The organism is Nocardia sp. NPDC051929 (genome assembly GCF_044548645.1).
Classification (GTDB): domain Bacteria; phylum Actinomycetota; class Actinomycetes; order Mycobacteriales; family Mycobacteriaceae; genus Nocardia; species Nocardia sichangensis.
In genome coordinates this window covers 238,130-257,579 of the sequence record NZ_JBIUCG010000005.1, presented here as the reverse complement: position 1 = coordinate 257,579, position 19,450 = coordinate 238,130, and the positions used below count along the sequence as shown (strand labels likewise).

11 protein-coding genes are annotated in these 19,450 nt (G+C 69.6%); 3 read left to right on the top strand and 8 right to left on the bottom strand.

The genetic code is table 11. The annotated features are described in order from the left end of the window. Positions 1–9: 9 nt before the first annotated feature. The gene (locus ACIHAX_RS08605) at positions 10–1,212 is read right to left on the bottom strand and encodes a styrene monooxygenase/indole monooxygenase family protein (RefSeq protein ID WP_397276587.1); all 1,203 of its coding nucleotides are present in this window, start codon (positions 1,210–1,212) and stop codon (positions 10–12) included. 163 nt (positions 1,213–1,375) lie between these two features. Here ACIHAX_RS08605 and ACIHAX_RS08600 point away from each other — a divergent pair, with 163 nt between their 5' ends. Continuing rightward, positions 1,376–3,883, top strand: coding sequence for an NB-ARC domain-containing protein (locus ACIHAX_RS08600; protein ID WP_364435537.1), 2,508 nt, complete (start codon positions 1,376–1,378; stop codon positions 3,881–3,883). Between the two features lie 84 nt (positions 3,884–3,967). Here the strand turns inward: ACIHAX_RS08600 and ACIHAX_RS08595 are convergent, their stop codons facing one another. From ACIHAX_RS08595 to ACIHAX_RS08565, 7 genes are all read right to left on the bottom strand, one after another. Further along, the gene (locus ACIHAX_RS08595) at positions 3,968–4,645 is read right to left on the bottom strand and encodes a class I SAM-dependent methyltransferase (RefSeq protein ID WP_355081175.1); all 678 of its coding nucleotides are present in this window, start codon (positions 4,643–4,645) and stop codon (positions 3,968–3,970) included. Between the two features lie 9 nt (positions 4,646–4,654). Then, entirely contained in the window at positions 4,655–5,404 is a 750-nt protein-coding gene (locus ACIHAX_RS08590; RefSeq protein WP_355081177.1) for an ATP-binding protein, read from the bottom strand. A gap of 62 nt (positions 5,405–5,466) precedes the next feature. Continuing rightward, complete coding sequence (locus ACIHAX_RS08585) at positions 5,467–6,429, bottom strand: AvrD family protein (RefSeq protein ID WP_355081178.1); 963 nt, start codon at positions 6,427–6,429, stop codon at positions 5,467–5,469. 11 nt (positions 6,430–6,440) lie between these two features. After that, positions 6,441–12,722 (bottom strand): SDR family NAD(P)-dependent oxidoreductase, encoded by a 6,282-nt coding sequence (locus ACIHAX_RS08580; protein WP_397276584.1) that lies wholly within the window; start codon positions 12,720–12,722, stop codon positions 6,441–6,443. Positions 12,723–12,850: 128 nt separating this feature from the next. Beyond that, positions 12,851–13,996: an LLM class flavin-dependent oxidoreductase gene (locus ACIHAX_RS08575; protein ID WP_397276582.1), complete on the bottom strand. Its 1,146-nt coding sequence runs from the start codon at positions 13,994–13,996 to the stop codon at positions 12,851–12,853. 15 nt (positions 13,997–14,011) lie between these two features. Beyond that, on the bottom strand, positions 14,012–16,228 hold the full coding sequence (locus tag ACIHAX_RS08570; RefSeq protein ID WP_397276580.1) for an MMPL family transporter: 2,217 nt from the start codon (positions 16,226–16,228) through the stop codon (positions 14,012–14,014). A gap of 55 nt (positions 16,229–16,283) precedes the next feature. Next, positions 16,284–17,210 carry a ParB N-terminal domain-containing protein gene (locus ACIHAX_RS08565; protein WP_355081186.1) on the bottom strand — a complete coding sequence of 309 codons (927 nt, stop codon included), beginning with the start codon at positions 17,208–17,210 and terminating at the stop codon, positions 16,284–16,286. A 158-nt stretch (positions 17,211–17,368) separates the two neighbouring features. Here ACIHAX_RS08565 and ACIHAX_RS08560 point away from each other — a divergent pair, with 158 nt between their 5' ends. After that, positions 17,369–17,962 carry a TetR/AcrR family transcriptional regulator gene (locus tag ACIHAX_RS08560; protein ID WP_356968376.1) on the top strand — a complete coding sequence of 198 codons (594 nt, stop codon included), beginning with the start codon at positions 17,369–17,371 and terminating at the stop codon, positions 17,960–17,962. Positions 17,963–18,215: 253 nt separating this feature from the next. Then, positions 18,216–19,382 (top strand): DUF3558 family protein, encoded by a 1,167-nt coding sequence (locus ACIHAX_RS08555; protein WP_397276578.1) that lies wholly within the window; start codon positions 18,216–18,218, stop codon positions 19,380–19,382. Positions 19,383–19,450 lie beyond the last annotated feature (68 nt).

Below are 19,450 nucleotides of genomic sequence, written 5' to 3'. Positions count from 1 at the left end.
GGCAGTCGGTCAGGACGGCGCTGTCGCCGCGAGCCGGGTGAGGTTCGCCGGCCGGGCGAAGGTGTCGGCGAAGGCGTCCGCCAGCGTCGTGTCGTGCTGGGCGGCCAGCATCATCTCGCGCAGGGCGGGTGGCGGATCGAGCACCGTGGCCGTCCACCGCGCGGCGGGGTGCGCGACGGCCGTCAGCCACGGCGCGGCCGCCCACTCCATCCACGCGCGGTCGTAGGGGCCGTCGGGATCGTGCAGGATCGCCTCGCCGTAGCGGACCGCGCAGTGCACGGCGTTGTTGGCGCCCTGTGCGCCGCCAGGGTCCATCCGGCAGACGACGTCGCCTCCGCCCAGCACCGGCCTGCCCGACGGCAGGGTGCCCACCGGACGACGCATGACCGGAGTCACCGCGCCCACCAGCGTCGCTCCGGCATCGGTCGGCTGAGCGTGCCGGTAGCGCTCGGCGAGTTCGGCGGGCAGGTGCGCGTCCAGCAGTTCCCGGGCTTGCGCCCAGCGTCGCGTGGGCGTGGCGTGCTGGTCGAAAACGTCCAGCACGCCGCCAGGCCGGGCCTCGAAAAGCAGGATTTCGCAGCGGCGTTCCTGCCCCGGTCGTCCGGTCAGCCCGGGATAGGAGATCACCTCACCGTGCTCGGGCAGCGTGGTGTAGTAGCCGAGGTTCTCCAGGTCCGGCTGGACGCCGTCGAGATAGAGCACCGCCAGTCGCCGCATCGGTGCGGCGGCTACCGGCCACGCCGCATCGGCTTCGAAGCAGCCGGCCAGCTCACGACCCGCACGGGTCACCACGGTCAGGTCGTGGTCGGCGGCGTGCTGGTCGAGTTCCGGTACCGAGGGCTCGGCGATGCGCAAGTCGCCGCCCTCGGCCAGGAACTCGCCGAGCCAGCGGGCGAACACCGTCCGCTGATCAACGCTCTGGGCCGGGCGGGTGAATCGTCCGGTCCAGCCGACCACCGCCGCGCGATCGATGGCCATGGTGAACCGGATGCCCTCGATATTCGGCGCGGTCGAGCGCCAGAAGCCCAGGCCGATATCCGATTCGAGGTCCAGGGTGGGCGGGAACTTGACCTGGGTGCTGGTCACGGTGCCCGCGAGGACCGCGTCGGCGTCCCGATCGGTCACCAGCGTCACCGTCCGGCCGCCGCGCAGCAGACGGTGGGCGAGGGGTAACCCGCATTCGCCCGCCCCGAGTACCAGTATCCGTCCCACCATCGTGTCCTTCCGGTCGTGCGATCGACTGCCGTGACAGCGCAATCGTCCGCGTATAGGTGGACACCGCGCATCGGTAGAGACCCGCGTATCCGCCGCCGCGACCCGACTACGCTGCCCTGTTGTGTCGGAAGGACGTACGCCGGGTCTGGGGTCTGCACCCGTGGCCACCAGTGACTTCGTCGGGCGTGAGCGCGAATTGGAGAAGATCGGCATGGCGCTGCTGGGCGGAACCCGCCTGGTCACGCTGATCGGCGCGGGTGGCATCGGCAAGACCAGGCTGGCGACCGAGGCGGCGCAGCGGTTCCACAGGGCGCGACGCGTGCCGGTGCACTGGGTGCGCCTGGCGCTGCTGTCCCGGGACTCCGGCGCTGCGGCGGTCGAGGAACTCCTCGCGCGTTCGCTCATCGACGCCGATTTCTCCGGGCGGTCGGCGTGGGAGGCGGTGCTGGACACGCTGCGCCGCCGCGACGCGGTCGGGCGCACCCTGCAGACGATCCTGGTGATGGACAACTGCGAACACGTGCTGGACGGCGCGGGGCGGGTGATCGCCGACCTGCTGGAGGCGGCGCCGGGGCTGACCGTGCTGGCCACCAGCCGCGAGGCGATCGGCTGGGTGGACGAGCAGTTGGTGCCGGTGCCCGCCCTGTCGCGGGAACAGGCGCTCACCCTGTTCCGTGCGCGCGCCGGTCTGACCGGGCACACCGTCGCCGAGGAGGAGACCGACCTGGCGGTGGAGATCTGCCGCCATGTGCACAACCATCCGCTCTACATCCGTCTGGCCGCCGCACGGCTGTTGCGGCAGCCGCTGCGGATGATCCTGCGTGACCTCACCGGCGAGGCGAGCGACCGGCGGCTGCGCTGGTCGCCCGGTCCCCGGATCGGCGCGGAGGCACGGCATCAAGGTATCCGCGACGTCATCGCCTGGTCGTACGACCTGTGCCGGGACAAAGAGCGGCTGCTGTTCGACCGGCTGTCGGTGTTCGCGGCCGGGTACGACGTCGACCCGGAGAACGCGGACCCGGCGGAGTCGGACGTCGGCGCGGAGCTGGAGGCGATCGAGGCGGTCTGCGCCGACGACGAGCCGGGCGGGTTGGCTCGCGCGGAGATCGACGGCCTGCTCGAACGGCTCGCGGACCAATCACTGGTCACGGTGCATTTGACCGCGACAACGGTGCGGTACTCACTGCTGGAGAGCGTCCGCTTGTTCGCCCAGCAGCGACTGGCCGAACGCGACGGCGAACCGGCCCGGCTGGCAGGCAGGCACCGCCGCTACTACCGCGACAAGGTCGTTGCGGCCGGAGCGGGATGGTTCGGCCCGGACGAGCAGGATCTGCTGGATTGGGCGCGCGCGGCCTGGGACAACCTGCTGTGCGCCATAGCGGGCAGCCTCACGGTGCCGGAGGAGGCCGTGGTGGGGCTGGAGATCGCCGCCGGGCTGATCGCGCTGCGCATCCCGTTCCTCAGCGGTTCGCTGCGCGAACCGCGCCGCTGGGCCGAGCGCACGCTGGCCGCCAGCCGGACGCTGGACCCGCAGCCGGTGCCGCTGCAGGTGACGGCGATGTCGCTGATCACGTGGATCAGCCTGTGCCAGGGCATGCACCACGACGCCGATCGGATGCTGGACGAATGCGTCGCACTCTGCCTGCCCGACCCAGCGGCTCGTGCGGGGTGGCGCGAGCGGCTCGACGACATCGAGCTGCCCGCCCCGGTGGAATTCGCCAGAGGCGCCGAGCTGATGCTGGTGCGCCGGGATGTGCGCGCGATCGCCGTACTGGCCCGCGCTCGGGAGCGGTTCCTGGCCGACGGCGACCGCGGCGGGGCCGCGATGAGCGAACTGTTCGAAGCGCTGGCCGCGGCGTTGCTCGGCACACCGGCGCAGGCTTTGGAGACCTCCCGGCGGCACCTGGACCACGCCGAGCGCTCCGGCGCGCGATGGGCCGCGTCGTGGGCCGGTTTGGCGCGGGGGATCGCGCTGACCGGACACGGCGATACGGAACAAGCGCTCACCGTGATACGGGCCGCGCTGACCACTCAGCTGGCGATGCGCGATCAGTGGGGCGTGGTGTGGGCCGTCCACATCACCGCCTGGGCACTGGCGCGCTCGATCCGCGACACCGACACCGGCGGCGGCTCCGGCACGGTGACGGCGCGGGCACGCGATATCGCGCGCCTGGTCGGTGGCGGCGCCACGTTGCGCGACAGAATCGGCGTGAACATGTCCAATCTCGGCCCGTTCGCCATCGAGACCGAGATCGCCGCAGGCACCGCCCGGGCGGTCCTGGGCGAGTCCGCCTTCGCGGAGGCCGAGCGCGAGGGTGCGCTGCTGCGTCCGGAGCTGGGCGAGGTGGTGCAACTGGCTTTGGGGAAGCTGTCGCTGGACCGGCTACCTGTCGAACATCCGGTCCGGCAGCGCCGTCCCTCGCACTGGGAGGAATTGTCGGCGGCCGAACAGGAAGTGGCCGTGCTGGCGGCGGCCGGTTGGACGAACACCGCCATCGCCGCCCGGCGCGGCAGCTCGTTCAAGACCGTCGACGCCCAGATGAGCTCGATCCTGGCGAAACTGATGATCGGCTCCCGAGAGGACATCCGCGCCTTGGTGCCCGCCGAACGGCAGGCTCAGGTAGCCGACGAAGCCGCACGCAAGCCCCAGCGCGGCCGGCGCTCGTGAGAACACCGGGTCGAGCCGGGCGGCGTCTCGGCCGTGCCGCCGCCCGGCTCGATCACCGGCAGTATTCGCCGACGGGAGCCGTGTTCACTCGTCCAGTTTGCGCGCGGTGATCTGAATACCGGGCTCGCCCGAGATGCGCCGCACCGTCGCCTCGGTGACCGGGAGATCGGCCACCAGCTCGCGGCCGTCCTCCAGGTCGATGCCGTAGCCGGCGATGTAGGTGCGGAAGAACGGCAGGCAGGCGCGCGCCATCGGCTGCGGCAGCTTCCAGCGGTCGACGAACGACCGCGCGTCCTCGAAGGTGCAGCCTCGATCCGCCTCGATCACCAGCAGCAGACCGCCCGGCCGCAGCACCCGGATCATCTCCGCGAGACCCTTGCGCTGATTCGGCCAGTGCTTGATCGAGCCGGAGCTGATCACCGCGTCGTAGGCGGCGTCGGGGAACGGCAGGTCCATCGCCGAGCCTTCCCGGAACTGGATCCGGCTGCCCAGCGCCGCGCCGCGCTTGCGTGCCCTGCGCACCTGCTGCGGGGACAGATCGATGCCGGTCAGCCGCAACGTGGTCCCGGCGGTGGCCAGTCCGACCGCGAGTTGCCCACCGCCGCAACCGACGTCGAGCACCTGGGCGCCGTCGTCGAGCTGGGCGACGATGTCGTCGAACAGGGTCGGGGTCATCTCCCGTACGGCATCGGAGATGAAGTTGTCGTAGAACCACGAGTCGATCGGGTTGTAGCGTTTGGTCTTGTCCAGCAGGACGGTCATGGCGTGCTCCTAAACGCGGGTGGCGAACTTGATCTTGCGGCCGAGAGTGTTCGGTTGTGCCTGGGAGATGATCGTTTCCTGAACCCGCTCGCGGCTGCTGCGCACGATCTCCATCGCCTCCTTCACCGCGACGTCGATGTCCATCACGGTGGGGATGTCGAGCATCGAGACGATGGATTCCAGGCGCTGTTCGGGAGTGCCGCGCACTGTCACCACCGGCTGCCCGAGCTCGCTGATCGCGTGCAGCAGTTGCCGATCGGAGATGGCGCGGTAGCGCTCGTCGACCGGACGGTGGCCGTCGGGATCCATCGGCACCTCCACCGGAAGGTGGAAGAAGATGTCGTAATTCTGCCGGGCCCGCTGCCGGGCCATATCGCCGTAGGCGTTGAGGTAGCGGCGGTAGAACGGCCGGCCGGGCAGGGTGAGGGTGTTCTTGACGGCCTTGTGCCACCGGGTCGACCCGGGGTTCGGGCCGGTGATCAGCCGCGTGGTGCCGTAGACCCACTCGTTGAGCACCGAACCGTCGGCGATGAATCCGCCCTGGGCATCGAGGATCGCCTCGGCCTGGATGCGCAACTCCAGCCTGCGGAAGCCGAGCGCCATCAGTTCGGTTGTGCTCAGGTCCTGGAACCGCATGCCCGGATAGAGCTCGGTGACCACTTCGCGCGCGGACGAGGCGTCCACCCGGGGAATCCCGGTCAGCAGGGACAGCGCCGTGGAGGTCGTGGTCTTTCCGGTCGAGTAGGTCCCGGATATCACGATGCGTCGATAATTGTTTCCCGACATGGGGGTGCCTTTCTGAACGTTCGGAATTGCGCGGGTTAGGCGGGCAGTCGGTGCGCGAGGTCGTATCGGATCTCGCACCCGGCGAAGTCCGACGCCCAGCTGGAGATGCGCCAGTCGCCGCCGCCGAAGGCGAGGACCATCGATCGCGCCATGTGCGTGGTCGCGGTGCCCGAGGTGAACGGTGCCGGGGGAGCGGACGCGCGGGCGGTCATCCGGCGCATCCACAGCGTCTCGCTGTCCTTGCGGGCGATGTTGTCCAGTTCGTAGAGCACGACCTGGGACAGCTGCGCCAGGATCACCGTCGCGTCGACCAGCGTGACCGAGGGCTGGTAGGCGTCGGCCACACCGTGCCACGGCCCGGCCGGATCCGGTTCCGCGAGCGCGAAATCGGCCTGCGCCCGGCTGCCGCCGTCGGAGACGACGACATTGCGCAGGTACTGTCCGCGGGCGTACACCCCGCCGTGGAAGTACCCCCGGCCCGTCTCGTGCACGGTGTGCCGTGCGGCCTGGGCCGGACGCGGTGGCGCGGGCAACGCCACGGTGGCCTCCAGGCTCATACCGCCGCCCAGCGCCCCGGTGATGCTGATCGTGTCGCCCTCCACCGCGACCACCGTCGCGCTGATCGGGAACTCCTCCAGCGACTCCGTCGCGATGGTCCCACTGCTGAACTGGACGAAAGGAACCCAGCACGAACGGATCTCGCTGTCGGTGAGCCCGTAGCACTCGCGCAGGATCACCTCGAGCAGCCGGTAGCCGAAGATCGAGCAATCGATGCTGCTCACGTGCGGGACCAGCACGCGGGTGCTCTTGCGCGACCAGTCCAGCGGATAGTGCACTCCCGCGGTCGCCGTCAGCCGGGGACGGTCCTGCGCGTCGCGGTCGAGGGTGATGTCGAAGATGCGGTGGGTGATCCGCTTGTAGCCCTCGCCGAAGAAGCGCCCGTCGCGGTGCCCCAGCACGGTGTCGATATCGGCGTAAGCGATGAGTTCGGTGGACATGTCGGTGCCTTTCATGCCGCGGCCTGCGCCTGGGCGGGCTCGGCGAACTGGCTGACCACCTTGGCGCCGATGCCGCGCAGCGACAGGCCCCGGCTGAGTTCGAGCGCGGAGATCTTGACGTCGAGTTCCTTCTCGGTGCGGGCCCCGAATTCCATCGCCATGAGCGAGTCCATGCCGAGGTCGGTGACCGGCTCGTCGATGTTGATGGCGTCGGTGTTCACGCCGAGCACCACCGCGAGCTGATCGGCGAGGCGCTGGGCGACGAAGTCGGCGCGCTGTTCGGCGGGCAGCGTGAGGATTTCGGTACGCAGCGCGCCGCCGGCCTCGCCGCCGACGCCGATGTCGGTGAGCAGCTGCCGGAAGCGACGGGTGTCGGTGGACGGCCGGGCCACCCGCGACCACACCGTCCAGTCGATGTCCGCCACCGCGACCTGGGTGGTGTCCAGCGCCAGGCATTCGCGCAGCAGAGCGGTCGCCCGGTCCATGTCGATGGGCAGGAAACCGATCGACTTCACGTAGTCCACCAGCGCCTCGGTCTTGTCGGCCATACCGCCGCCGCTCATGAAGCCCCAGTTCACCGCCAGTGCCGCGGCGCCACGGGCACGGCGGTCGGCGGCGAGCGCGTCCAGGGCGGCGTTGGCGGCGGCATAGCCGATCTGCGGGGTGATGCAGCCCAGCGCGCTGATCGAGGAGTACAGCACGAACATGTCCAGCTCGATGCCCGCCTCCTCGACCGCCCGGTCCAGATGCTGCGCTCCGCGCACCTTGGCGAACAGCTCGTCGAGCGATTCCCGGGTGATCTGCGGGATCGGCAGGTTGTTCACCACTCCAGCCGCGTGGAAGATCCCGCGCAGCGGCGCGACCGACCGGATGCGATCCACCAACGCGGCCGTCGCGGCGTAGTCGGCGACGTCCACCCGCTCCTCGAGCACCGTCACGGCCGCCGCGGTGAACGCCGCAACCTGCTGCCGGGCCTGCGGGGTGGACGCGCCGCTGCGGCCGACCAGCACCAGCTTCCGTGCGCCCTCGGCGACCAGCCACCGGGCGGTGGCCAGGCCGAAGCCGCCGAAGCCGCCGGTCACCAGATAGCAGCCGTCCGGGTCGATCCGGGGGTGGGCGAGTCTCGGGCGCACCATCGGCTGCTCCTCGCGCAGGTCCAGCACAACCCGGCCGATCTGATCGGATCGTGCGACGGACTCGAACGCCGAGGCCAGCTCCGACACCGGATAGGCCGTGTGCGGCAGGTATCGGTAGGCGCCCGCGCGCAATGCCGCGTGGCTGGCGCGCATCGGCGTGCGCAGCAGTTCGGGATCGTGGGCCAGCGCGCGGTCCATGTCGACGGAGAAGAACGTGAGGTTGCGGTCGAACGGCCCCAGATCGATGACGCCGCCGGTGTAGATGTCGGCCTTGCCGATGTCGACGACGCGGCCGAATTCCGCGGCCACCCGGAAGTTCTGGCGCAGGATCTCGCCGGGCGCCGAACTGTAGACCACGTCGACGCCACGGCCGCCGGTGAGATCGGCGATCTGGTCGACGAAGTCGGCCGACCGCGACTCGAACACGTGCTGCGCGCCGAGCGCGCGCACCTGCGCGCGCCGCTCGGGCGTGCCCGCCGTCGCGATCACGGTGGCGCCGATGTCCAGCGCGACCTGCACCGCGGCCATGCCCATGCCGCCCGCCGCGCCGTGCACGAGCACGGTCTCCTCCGGCCGCAGGCGCGCCAGCGTCCGCAATCCGAATTCGGCGGTGAGATAAGGCAACCCGGATCCGCAGGTCAACGGATCGTAGTCCTCGCCGGGTAGCAGCCGGTGCGGCATGGTCGCGCCCGCGTCGGCGGGCATGGTGACGTACTTGCGGAGGATGTCGCGGGCGCACACCATCATCCGGTCGCCGACCGCGACATCGGTGACGCCGGGGCCGACACGCTCGACCACACCGGAGCCCTCCATACCGACCGTCGCGCCGAAATACGTGCCCGCGAGCTCCTTTTCGGTGAGCACGCCGATGACCTTCATCGCGTCCTTGTAATTCAGCCCGGCCGCTTCCATCCGAATCTCGATCTCGCCGGGTCCCGGCGCGACCCGCTCGGTTTCGCGCAACGCCAGATCCGACATCAGCCGCGACTTGGGAATCTCCACCACGAACGAGGCTTCCGGATCCGACAGCGGGGTGGCCCGGTTGCGCTCGTCGAGATACGTGCCGAAATTCCGGTCCAGCCGCACCGCCCAGTGATCGGTTCCCCGCACACCGATCTCGTCGAGCACGTCGTCGGCGAAGACGAGATCCGCCAGCGGCGTTCCCGAGCGCGAGGACGCGTCGACCAGCCGCCAGCCCGCCGCGGGTTGTTCGTTGAGCAGCGCGCGCCGCGCCCCCACCAGTGCGCCGTGCGCCACCTTGGCGGCGCTGTCGGCGGGCGTGCACAGCGCGTCCTCGGTGACGACGACGCTGCGGACCCGGACCTGCGGCGCGTCGGCGAGCAGATGCTCGACCGCATTGGCCACCCGCGCGAGCCAGTAGACGTTGCGCGACCCGTCGAACGCGTCGCCGAATACGCTGATCACCCGGATCCGTTCGGCGATCGGTACGCCCTCGGATGAGCGCAGCGCCAGCCGCAGGCGCTCGTCGTTGTCGTCGGCTTCGGGGTCGGCGAGCACGACGGTGACGGCGGTCCGCTCGCCCAGCAGCGACGCCGCACGGTCGGCGGCGTCCGCGCCGACGCAGACGGCGACCACGGCCTCCTCCTCGGCGGGCCGCGCACCGGACGGTGTCTCGACGATCTCCCAGAGCGGCTGGTAGAAAACGCGATCCAGCTGATGGGTGACATCGATCGCCGCGCTGACCGGACGGAACTCGACGCCGAGCAGCCGCATGGCCACCTCGCCCTGTTCGCCGACGATCGCGATGTCGGCGCGCAGCGGGTCGACTCCGCGCCGGGTCACCACGACACGAGGCCGCTCCGGCAGCGGGCCCAGCCTGCGCACCCCGGCGATGGCGGCAGGCACGATCGCCACGTCGGTGTCCGAGTCCGCTGCCAGCGCGGCGACGCACTGCAACGCGGCGTCGACGAGGGCCGGGTGGGCCAGGTGCCGGATCGGCGTCTCCTCCTCGATCGGCGCGAGCGAGGCGACCACCGCGTCCGCGCCGACGACGGCCGAAACGATGCGCTGGAAGGCGGGACCGTAGTCCAGCCCACGCGCCGCCAGACCGCGATACAGATCCGGGCCCGCGACGGTGACGGCGTGCTCAGGGGCGTCGACATCCACGACCGCGGCGGTGAAATCGGCTTCGATGAGCCTGCCGTGGGCGTTGAGCGTCCAGGTGGCGGCGGTGGCCGAGCGTGAGCGGATCTGGAAGCGCTTGGTCGACTCCTCCACGCTCACTCGCAGTACCGGGATGTCGTGCTCGTCGATCACCAGCGGCGCGACGAATTCCACCGACTCGAGGCCGAGGCTCGTGCGTCCGGTGCGCTCGACGGCGGCGCTGAGCGCGGCATCGAGATAGGCCGCGCCGGGCAGCACGACATGTCCCGCCACGACGTGGTCGCGTAGCCAAGGCAGCCGCGACACCGAGAGTTGCACCTCCCATTCCGGGCTCCCCGCCGTCGTGGGATCGCCCAGCAGCGCGTAGCCGTCCGGCCTGCCCAGGCGATCGAGCAGGGTCACCGCCTCGTCGTGCCAGACCCGCTTGCGCTGCCACGGGTAGGCGGGCAGGTCGAGGTGCTCGACGATCGAGTCCGGACGGCCCGGCACGGCCGAACCGTCCAGCGAGCCCGCGACATACAGGTCCGCGACGGCGCGCAGCACGTTGTTGCGATCGCGCAGATCGCGCGAGAGCGTGGTCACCGCGGCGCCGATCACGCCACGATGGATCAGCATCTCGCGGATGTTGCCGCTGAGCACCGGATGCGGGCCCACCTCGAGGAAGACCCGGTGACCCGCGTCGACCAGCGCTCCGATGGCGTCGGCGAACCGGACCGGCTCGCGGACGTTGCGGCACCAGTAGTCCGCGTCCCAGTCCGTGCCCGCGATCTCGGCGGCGGTCACGGTGGAGTACGTGGTGAGTTTCGCGTCTCGCGGCGCCAGTTGGGCCAGCGCGTTCCGCAGATCGTCGAGAATCGGGTCCATCAGATGGCTGTGGTACGGCACCTCCACACGCAGGCTGCGCGCGAATGTGCCTGTGGCAGAAAGCGTGTCGCGCAGCAGTTCGAGGTCCTGGCTGTCGCCGGCGAGGGTGACCGCGCCGGGGCTGTTCACCGCGGCGATCGAGATGCTGTCGGTGCGGGCGAGCAACTCGCGCGCTTCGCTCTCGGACATGCCCAACGCGAGCATGCCGCCGGTGCCCGCGGTGGTCGCCTGCAGTCGCGCGCGGTGATAGCTGACGGTGAGCGCGTCGCGAAGCGAGAGCGCGCCGGACACGTACGCGGCGGTGACCTCGCCGACGCTGTGCCCGACGACCACCGCCGGATACACGCCGTACTCGGCCAGTTCGGCGGTCAGCGCGGCCTGCAGCACGAAGTTGGCGGGCTGGGCGTACGCGGTCTGCATGATCCGCGAGCCGTCCTCGTCGGCGAGCATCTCGTCCAGGATCGACCAGCCCGCGATCGAGACGAACTCACGGTCGATCTCCCTGGCGACCTTGGCGAACGTGCTGTCGGTGGTGAGCAGCTCGCGGCCCATGCCCCACCACTGCGGGCCCATTCCGCTGAAGACGAAGACGGGTTCGACCTCTCCGTCGCCGATGATCCGGGACGGGGCGCGACCCTCTCCGGCGGCGAAGGCGCGCAACTGGGTGCGCAGATCGTCGGCGTCGTCGTAGGCGAAGCCGACCCGCAGCGGGTGGTGGGCGCGGCGGGTCCAGGCGGCCGCGGTCACCGACTCGGCGGGATGCCGGTCGAGCGCGTCGGCGAGTTCACCGGCGAGCGTGCGCACGGCGGTGTCGTGGCGGCCGGAGATCGGCAGCACCCGCGGTACCGGGCGCTCGTCCTCGGTTCGTGCGGCCGCCGGCGGCGCTTCGACGAGTACGGCGTGGGCGTTGGTGCCGCCGTAGCCGAAGCCGTTGACCGCGACCACACCCTTCCCAGGCGCCGCGGACAGCGGTTCGGCGCTCAGCGGCACCCGTAGTCGTAGCTCGTCGAACTCGATCGCCGGATTCGGCGTGATCAGCTCGAATTGGGGCGCGACCGTGCGGTGGTGCAGGGTGAGCGCGGCCTTGATCAGACTCGCGACCCCGGCCGCGGCCTCGGTGTGCCCGAAATTGTTCTTCACCGAGCCGACCGGCACCGGTTCGCCGCGGCCGTCCACCGCGCCGTACACCGCGCCCAGCGCGGACAGCTCGATCGGATCGCCGACCGCGGTGCCGGTGCCGTGCGCCTCGAGGTAGCTCACTTCGTGCGCCGCGACACCCGCGTCGTCGCGCACCTGGCGAGCGAGTTGTTCCTGCGCAACGGGATTCGGCACCGGTATGGCCATGGTGCGGCCGTCCTGGTTGACCCCCGTCGCGCGGATGACGGCGTAGACGCGGTCGTTGTCGCGCTGTGCGACGTCCAGCGGCTTGAGCAGCACCGCGCCCGCGCCCTCGGCCCGGCCGTAGCCGTCGGCGGCGGCGTCGAAGGTCTTGCAGCGACCGTCGACCGCCAGGAACCGGCCTTTGCACATCGAGATGAACGTCTCCGGCTGCAGCATCGCGTTCGCCCCGCCGACCAGCGCGATCTCGCACTCGCCGTTGGCGATCGCCTGCACCGCCAGATGCGTGGCCACCAGCGAGGACGAGCAGGCGGTGTCGACCGTCAGGCTCGGGCCGTGCAGGTCGAGCAGATAGGAGATGCGGTTGGACAACAACGTGTGCGAGGCGCTCATCGCGGTGTGGCTGGTGATCGCCGAGCGGACCAGCGGACCGCTGCGCCCGAGCACGTTGTCGAGGATGAAGCCGCCGACGTAGACGCCGACCCGGTGGCCGGAGACCCGACCGGCCATACCCGCGTCGTCGAGCGCCTCCCAGGTCACCTCGAGCAGCAGCCGCTGCTGGGGGTCGAGGATCGCGGCCTCCTTCTGGGCGATGCCGAAGAAGTCGGCGTCGAAATCCCACAGCGGCTGGGTGAGAAATCCGCCGCGCCGCGTGTACATACGACCCGGCGCGTCCGGATCCGGGTCGTAGTACTTTTCGATACTCCAACGGTCCGGTGGGATATCGACGATCCCGTCGCCTTTGTTCAACAGAAAATTCCAGTAGCTTTCCGCATCGAATACACCGCCTGGAAACCGGCAGCCGATACCCACTATTGCAATGTCGACCATTATTTCTCCTGGCCTTGAATGCGGGACCATGCTGAGCCCCCCGACCGCAGCAGCACAAATATTGTGACGAGCTCCTTCGCTCGAATGCATGCTATTGCTCGGGCGGCTCGGCCGTCAATTGTCTTGTGTTACAGACGTTTCAATTTACGTAACGTCGCCGCCAGGGGCGCGTTCGAAAACATCCCTCGTGTGATGCTCGGATGAATTGCGCTGAGATTCATGAGCACGGCATAGCGCAGACCGTGGTCGCGCCAGTGCGCGAGTTGCTCGACGATCTCGTCCGGCGTTCCGGCCAGACAGAATTCCCGTACCAGTGCGGCCGGGACCTTCTCGATGTAGTCCAGGACGGTGCGCTCGTCCAACGTCTGCGGCAGGTAGTCCTGCAGGCCGGTGAAGTCCTCGCCCAGCGGGTGGGTCGCGCCGTGCCTGGTCCACATCTCCCCGGGGGCGCACAGGGTCAGCGCCCGCGCGCCCACGCTCTCGACGAGCGCGTCCACCTGCCCGGGACGGGCGGCGGTGAGCACGCTGAACACGGCGGCCGGCGCGACCGACGACGGGTCGCGGCCCGCGTCGGAGGCCGCGGTGCGAACCAGGTCGAGGCGATGCCGGTATTCGTGTGGGCGCTGCGCGAAGCCGGGGAACCACACGTCGGCGTAGCGCCCGGCGGCCCGCAGCATGCGCGGGCCCCCGGCGGCGACCCAGATCTCCGGACGGGTGCCCCGGTACGGCGGCACGTCGAAGACCGCGTCGCGCAAGGGGAAATACGGGGAATCCCTGGTGACCAGGCTGCCGTGGGAATCCCACAGGGCCCGGATGGTCGCCAGCGCCTCCTCGAACCGTCCGACCGGAGCCGACCAGTCCACGCCGTAGGGCTCGTTGTTGTCCCGTATGCCGGTGCCGATGCCGAGAATGGCGCGGCCCCCGCTCAATTGGTGCAGCGTGGCCGCGGCCTGCGCGGTCACGGCGGGATTGCGGCGGCCCGCGTCGGTGACGCCGACGCCGAGCCGTAGGCGGGCGAAGCGGTTCTGCGCGGCGAGATAGCCCAGCGCCGTCCACGGTTCGTAGATGCCGTCGGCGTGCGGTGCGAGCCGGGTGATGCCGACGTGCCGCGGTTTCCAGATCGAGGCGGGCAGGATCGAGGGCAAATGGTCGGTCACCCAGAGCGAGTCCGCCCCGCCCGCCATCGCCACCGAGCGGCTGCCGCGAAATTGCAGATCGGGCGCGAACCGGGTGTAGACGCCGGAATCCATCACGCCTGTGCGGAATTTCGCCATGTTGTTCCTATCGCACTACTTGGGTACTGGCTCGAGAGCTGCGCTGGTCTCGGTGATTTCGATACGTTGGTGCCACCGGGCGAGCCGACGCGGGGCCCACCAGTTGGCCGCGCCGAGCAGGCGCATCAGGGCGGGCGCGAGCACGCCGCGGATCAATGTCGCGTCGCTGAGCACGGCCAGGGTCAGGCCGAGGCCGAACAGCTGGATGAACGACACGTGCGAGGTCACCATGCCCGCGAAGGCGATCGCCATCAGGCAGGCGGCCGCCGTGAAGATCCGCGCGGTGCGCGCGACGCCGGTCGCCACCGCGCGGGTGTTGTCGCCGGAGGACAGCCACTCCTCGCGAATCCGGGACAACAGGAACACCTCATAGTCCATCGAGACGCCGAAGGCGATGCAGAACATGAGGATCGGCATGGTCGGCACGAGGTAGCCCGTCGGGGTGAAGCCGAGCGGGCCCGCCAGGTGCCCTTCCTGGAAGATCCAGACCATGGCGCCGAAGGTCGCCGCCAGCGAAAGCGTGTTGAGCAGCAGCGCTTTGATCGGCAGCAGCACGCTGCCGGTGAAGAAGAACAGCACCACCAGCGTCGACAGCGCGATCACGAGGACGGCCAACGGCACTTTCGCCGCGAGCGCGTCGAGCGAGTCGACACTTTCGGCCGCCGCGCCACCGAGTAGCGCCCGGCCCGGTGCGGGGACCGCGCGCACCTGGTCGAGCTGATCGATCGCGGCAGGGGAGTACGGGTCGAGCCGGGTGCCCACCCGCAGGTACGTGCCCGCGTCGTCGCGCATGCCGGGCGGCGCGGAGGCCACTTTCAGCCCGCCTGCGTAGACGCCGGCCGCGGAGAGCACGGACGTCACGTGCTCCACTCGTGACAAACGCTCCGCGTAGTCCGCGATGTCGGCGTCGCCGCCCCGGTACCCGGGCATGGCCACGACCACACCGGCCATGGCGTTCTCCCGGAAACCGGTGCGCAAGGCGTCGCCGACCACGTGGCTGGACGCCCCCGCGATGACCCGGTCGTCGGCGGCGCCGAACCGGATGGACAGGAACGGCGAACCCAGCACCAGCAACAAGGCGATCACCGAGAGCGCGGCCACCACCGGGCGGCGCATGACCAACTGCACCAGGCGATACCACCTGCCTGCGGTGACCTCGACGGGCTCGGGTTGCGGCCGCCGGAGTCGGCGGCGCAGGAGCACCCGCAGGTCGAACGCGTCGACGCGGGGGCCGAGCAGCGCGAGCGCGGCGGGCACCAGCAGCAGCGTGGTGAATACGGCCGCGCCGAGCACCGCCAGCCCCGCATAGGCCAGCGACCGCAGGAAATACAGCGGGAAGACCAGCAGCGTCGACAGCGACAGCGCGATCACCACGCCGGAGAACAGCACGGTGCGGCCCGCGGTGCGCGCCGTGCGCGAGACCGCGGAGCCGGTGTCGTGCCCTGCGGCGAGTTCCTCACGAAACCTGCTGACCATGAACAGGCTCGAATCGATCGCGACCGCGAAACCCAGCGCGCTCATCATGTTCAGCGCGAAGATCGACACGTCGCCGACCTCGGTGAGCAGCCGCAGGATCGGCAGCGTCGCGAAGATGTTGAACACCCCGACCGACAGCGGGATCAGCGCGGCGGTCAGGCTGCCGAAGACCAGGATCAGGGCCAGGCCGGTCAGCGGTATCGCGATCGCCTCGGTGACCAGGAGATCGGTGACGATCTGATGACTCATCTCGTCGAACGCCACCGCCTGGCCGCCCGCCCGCACGGAGACGCCGTCGAAGTCGCCGCTCACGTGTTCGGCGATGGCGCCCGCCCGTTTCGGCGCGTCGGTGTCGTCGCCGGTGACATGAGCCAGGACAAGGCCGGCGCGGCCGTCGTTGCCGCGCAGCCCTTGCCGCAGATCCGGTGGGAGCTCCCAGTAGGACTGGACCGCGTCGACCTCGTCGTGGACGCGCAGATCCGCGGCCAGGCGCTCGCCGACCGTGCGGGCCGCGGGGCTGTCCAGCCCGTCGGGCGCTGTGACCAGCAGCACGAGATTCGGTGCCGCACCCGGGAATTCGCGATTGAGGAACGCCGCGACCTCGGTGGATTCGGTGTCGGACGGGATGTAACCGCCGGACTTCAGGTGGGCGGGCGCCGACCAGCCGAGCCCGACGCAGACGATCCCGATGAGCAGCGCGCCGTACAGGATGGATCGCGGGCGCCGGGTTGCCAGGCGTGCGAGACCAACAAGCATGATGAATGACCTTTTCTCGAACTCCGGCGGTGGCGAATGCCGATGCGGCCGGGCGCTATTCGGCGGCGCCGGGATCGATGTAGCTGGCCAGCGCTCGCCATTCCTTGGCATTGCGGCTGGCGAGTTCGGCGACGGCCGGGATGCAATGCGGTGGGACCGTGGCCACCAGCGTGGTCCACACTTCGCGCTGCATCGAATGGGTGTGCAGCCAGCGCAGCAGGTCACGGCCCTGCTGGCTGTGCCGCATGGCCGGGTCGCGGGTGAGCTGTTGCAGCAGCAGCGCGCTGCCCTCGGGCTGTTCCGCGGTGTTGTCGCGATCACAGGACCCGGTCTCGCGCAGGCGTTTGCGGATCGCGTGTGCCGTGCTGATGGATACCTCGGCCGCGGCGGCCAGCGCGCGCAGCGGCATGTCCGGCGAGGCCGCCAGCAGCTCGGCGACCCGGCGCCTGCGCTGCGCGCGGTCCATCGGCCTGCGCCTGCCGTCGGCGCCGACGCGGATGTTCGACTGCGGAATTTCCGCACTCGAACGTTGGCGGATCGTGGCCACCGTGCGCGCGGACAGTCCCGCGGTGGACGCGATGGCTCGATCGGACAATTCCGGCATCGTCTCGATGATCCGTTCGGCCGCCGCTTTGCGGTCCGAAAGTGTCAGCGGCAGACCGTGTGTCGTATTGAGCTCGACTCCGCGCAGAAAGGCCTCGGCCGGTGTCCCGTCGAAGAACACGACGTCGATGTGCTCGCGTCCGAGCCATTGCGCGGCGCGCAACCGATGCATTCCGTCGATGACGCGCATGGTGCTGCGATGCACCAGAATCGGCGGTAATTCGGTATCGCTCTCGGCCAGTCGCGCGATATGCCTGCGATCCTCTCCGTTGGACCGCGGCGAATCCGCGGGCAACAGGTCGTCGATCGATACGAGATAGCACGCGTTCGACGCCAGCGGCACCACATCGCCGCTCACCAATTTAAACTCAGCGGACATTTCGAACCCCCAGGGTCGCCCGGAATCAGATCGGTCCTCGATGACCCGATGGCCCATCCGGAACCCAGCTAGGCTTCGACCGACCGATCGGTCACAGCGTAGGTGCGGCCGGTGCACGACACTAGGCTTTTCAGAAAGAGTGGGGAGAATTCGGAAACATGACAGTCATTGCCGACCCCGGTCGCACGGCGCTGCTCATCGCGGGCACCGTGGTGGCGGAACGCGAAGGGCTGCACCGTCTCTCGATCAACGCGGTGGTCGAGGAAGCCGGGATGGCCAAGGGCACCTTCTATCACCACTTCGTCAACCGCCGCAGCTACGTCATCGCGCTGCACCGCCGCTTCTTCGACGCGCTGTCGCAGTCGGTGGCCGCGGCGCTGGCCGGGATTCCGCCGGGGATCGAACGGATCGGCCCCAGCCTGGACGCATTCCTGGATGCCTGTCTCGATGCCCGCGGCACCGAGGCGTTCATGGTGCAGGCGCGCACCGACCCGGATCTGCGCGAGGAGATCCGCCGTCGCCACGAGTTGTTCATCGCGGTGGGACGACCGGACATGGTGGCCGCCGGATGGCCGGACCCCGACGCGGCCTCCCGGATGAAGGTGGCCATGGTCGGCGAGATCTGCCTGGCCGAACTCACCGCCCGGCGACCCCGTCCGGACCTGCGCATCACGGCCGTCCGAATGCTCACCGCCAACCGCACCGGGCCGCTTGCCCCGGAGTCGCCCGAGGACGGCTGCTCGTCGACCTAGACGGTCGGGCAGTGCGCGGAAAGCTCTGCGGCTGAATATCTCCAGTGTCGCACATCGTGGTGGAGGCCTTCGTTGCCGACGGGACGCTCATGATCGCGGGATCGTCCGCAGCGCTGCGGACGGGACGGCGACAGTCGGCTCGTCGGTTGTTCGGAAACAGCTTGTAGGGTTGGATGGCCGTAACCCAGCACCGACAGAATGAAAAGCTCCGAGCTGGGCGAGATCACGACGGGACGTGATGACACTCCGTAGCTTGGCCGCAGCCACCGTGTTGACGATGGTCTGCGCGGTGAGCGCGGTGACCGGTTGCGGAAAGAATGTCACCGAGGATCGGGTGGCGCCGAGCAGCACCAGTAGCGCGCCGACCGGAACGACGACGACATCCACGCCCTCGATCACGGCGAGTTCGGTGGGCGAACACGACCGTATCGTCACCAGCCCTGGCGCCGAGCCATTGATGGCCGGAATCCGGGCCGCCGATCCGTGCTCGATGCTGGACACCGAGCCGTTGCCATCGATGAACCTGGGCACGAAATCGGTGTTACGCGAGGGACCAGGACTCACCGGGTGCCAACTCAGAGTGGGCGATCACGTCGGCGAACCCGGCTCGAAGGAAGCGCTCTACCTGTTCGAACTGTCACTCGGCGAGGTATACGACGACGATGACCGTGCGCGGGACAAAGCCGAAACGGTCAACGGTCATACGATCTACCGGTCCCGCCTGGCCGACGAGCGTACTGCCGCCGACACGTGCTACTACTATGTGCCCGCAGGGAACAGCGGCTACGCGCACCGGTTGCGGTTGCGCAAGATCCCGCCCGACGGCGCGCCGGCCAATACGCCATGGCCCGAGAAATGCGATGTGGAGAAGAGTTACGTCGGCAAGATCATCGATCGGCTGAACACCCTCGCGCCCCGCGGCAAGCCCGCCGATGGGAAGGCGCTGTACGGCAAGGATCCGTGTGCGGCCAGAGACGCCGTGCAGGCTCGGTACAACGATTGGACGCTGAACTCGGTCGGGTGGATCGCTCCGTATCACTGCCAGTTGACTTTCGCCGAGTCGGGCGCGAAATACAGCTTGCAGGTCGACCTGGAGTACCGCTTGGACGCGGAGCAGAAGGTATCGGCCGGACTGGACGGCGGCCCCTACCGGGCCGCGGGCCTGAGCGGGATAATTCTCCGTTCGACCGTGTACGGTCCCGTGCCGTCGCGGTGTGCCGTCAGCCTGACCTACCGGCCCAGTAGCGACGGCCGCCTGAACGGTCATCTCATCAGGCTCGCGATCGATTGGACCGCGCTCCCCGGCGCCCAATACGGCGATCCCGATCACCCGACGGACGGCAGCTATCCGCCGCTCCCGTTCGATGCCTGCGCCGACGTCGACGATTTCAGCACCGCCGCCGTGCGGGCGGCGGGCTGACTTCGCTCGGCGGGTTCCCGGGCGCGGACAGGTCATCGGCGGGATCTCCAGCCGGTCCGAGAGTAGTG

Excerpts from the sequence above, each read along its gene's own strand:
- ACIHAX_RS08595 (WP_355081175.1), bottom strand. The coding sequence starts at position 4,645 with ATGACCGTCCTGCTGGACAAGACCAAACGCTACAACCCGATCGACTCG.
- ACIHAX_RS08585 (WP_355081178.1), bottom strand. The coding sequence starts at position 6,429 with ATGTCCACCGAACTCATCGCTTACGCCGATATCGACACCGTGCTGGGG.
- ACIHAX_RS08580 (WP_397276584.1), bottom strand. The coding sequence starts at position 12,722 with ATGGTCGACATTGCAATAGTGGGTATCGGCTGCCGGTTTCCAGGCGGT.
- ACIHAX_RS08575 (WP_397276582.1), bottom strand. The coding sequence starts at position 13,996 with ATGGCGAAATTCCGCACAGGCGTGATGGATTCCGGCGTCTACACCCGG.
- ACIHAX_RS08570 (WP_397276580.1), bottom strand. The coding sequence starts at position 16,228 with ATGCTTGTTGGTCTCGCACGCCTGGCAACCCGGCGCCCGCGATCCATC.
- ACIHAX_RS08565 (WP_355081186.1), bottom strand. The coding sequence starts at position 17,210 with ATGTCCGCTGAGTTTAAATTGGTGAGCGGCGATGTGGTGCCGCTGGCG.
- ACIHAX_RS08560 (WP_356968376.1), top strand. The coding sequence starts at position 17,369 with ATGACAGTCATTGCCGACCCCGGTCGCACGGCGCTGCTCATCGCGGGC.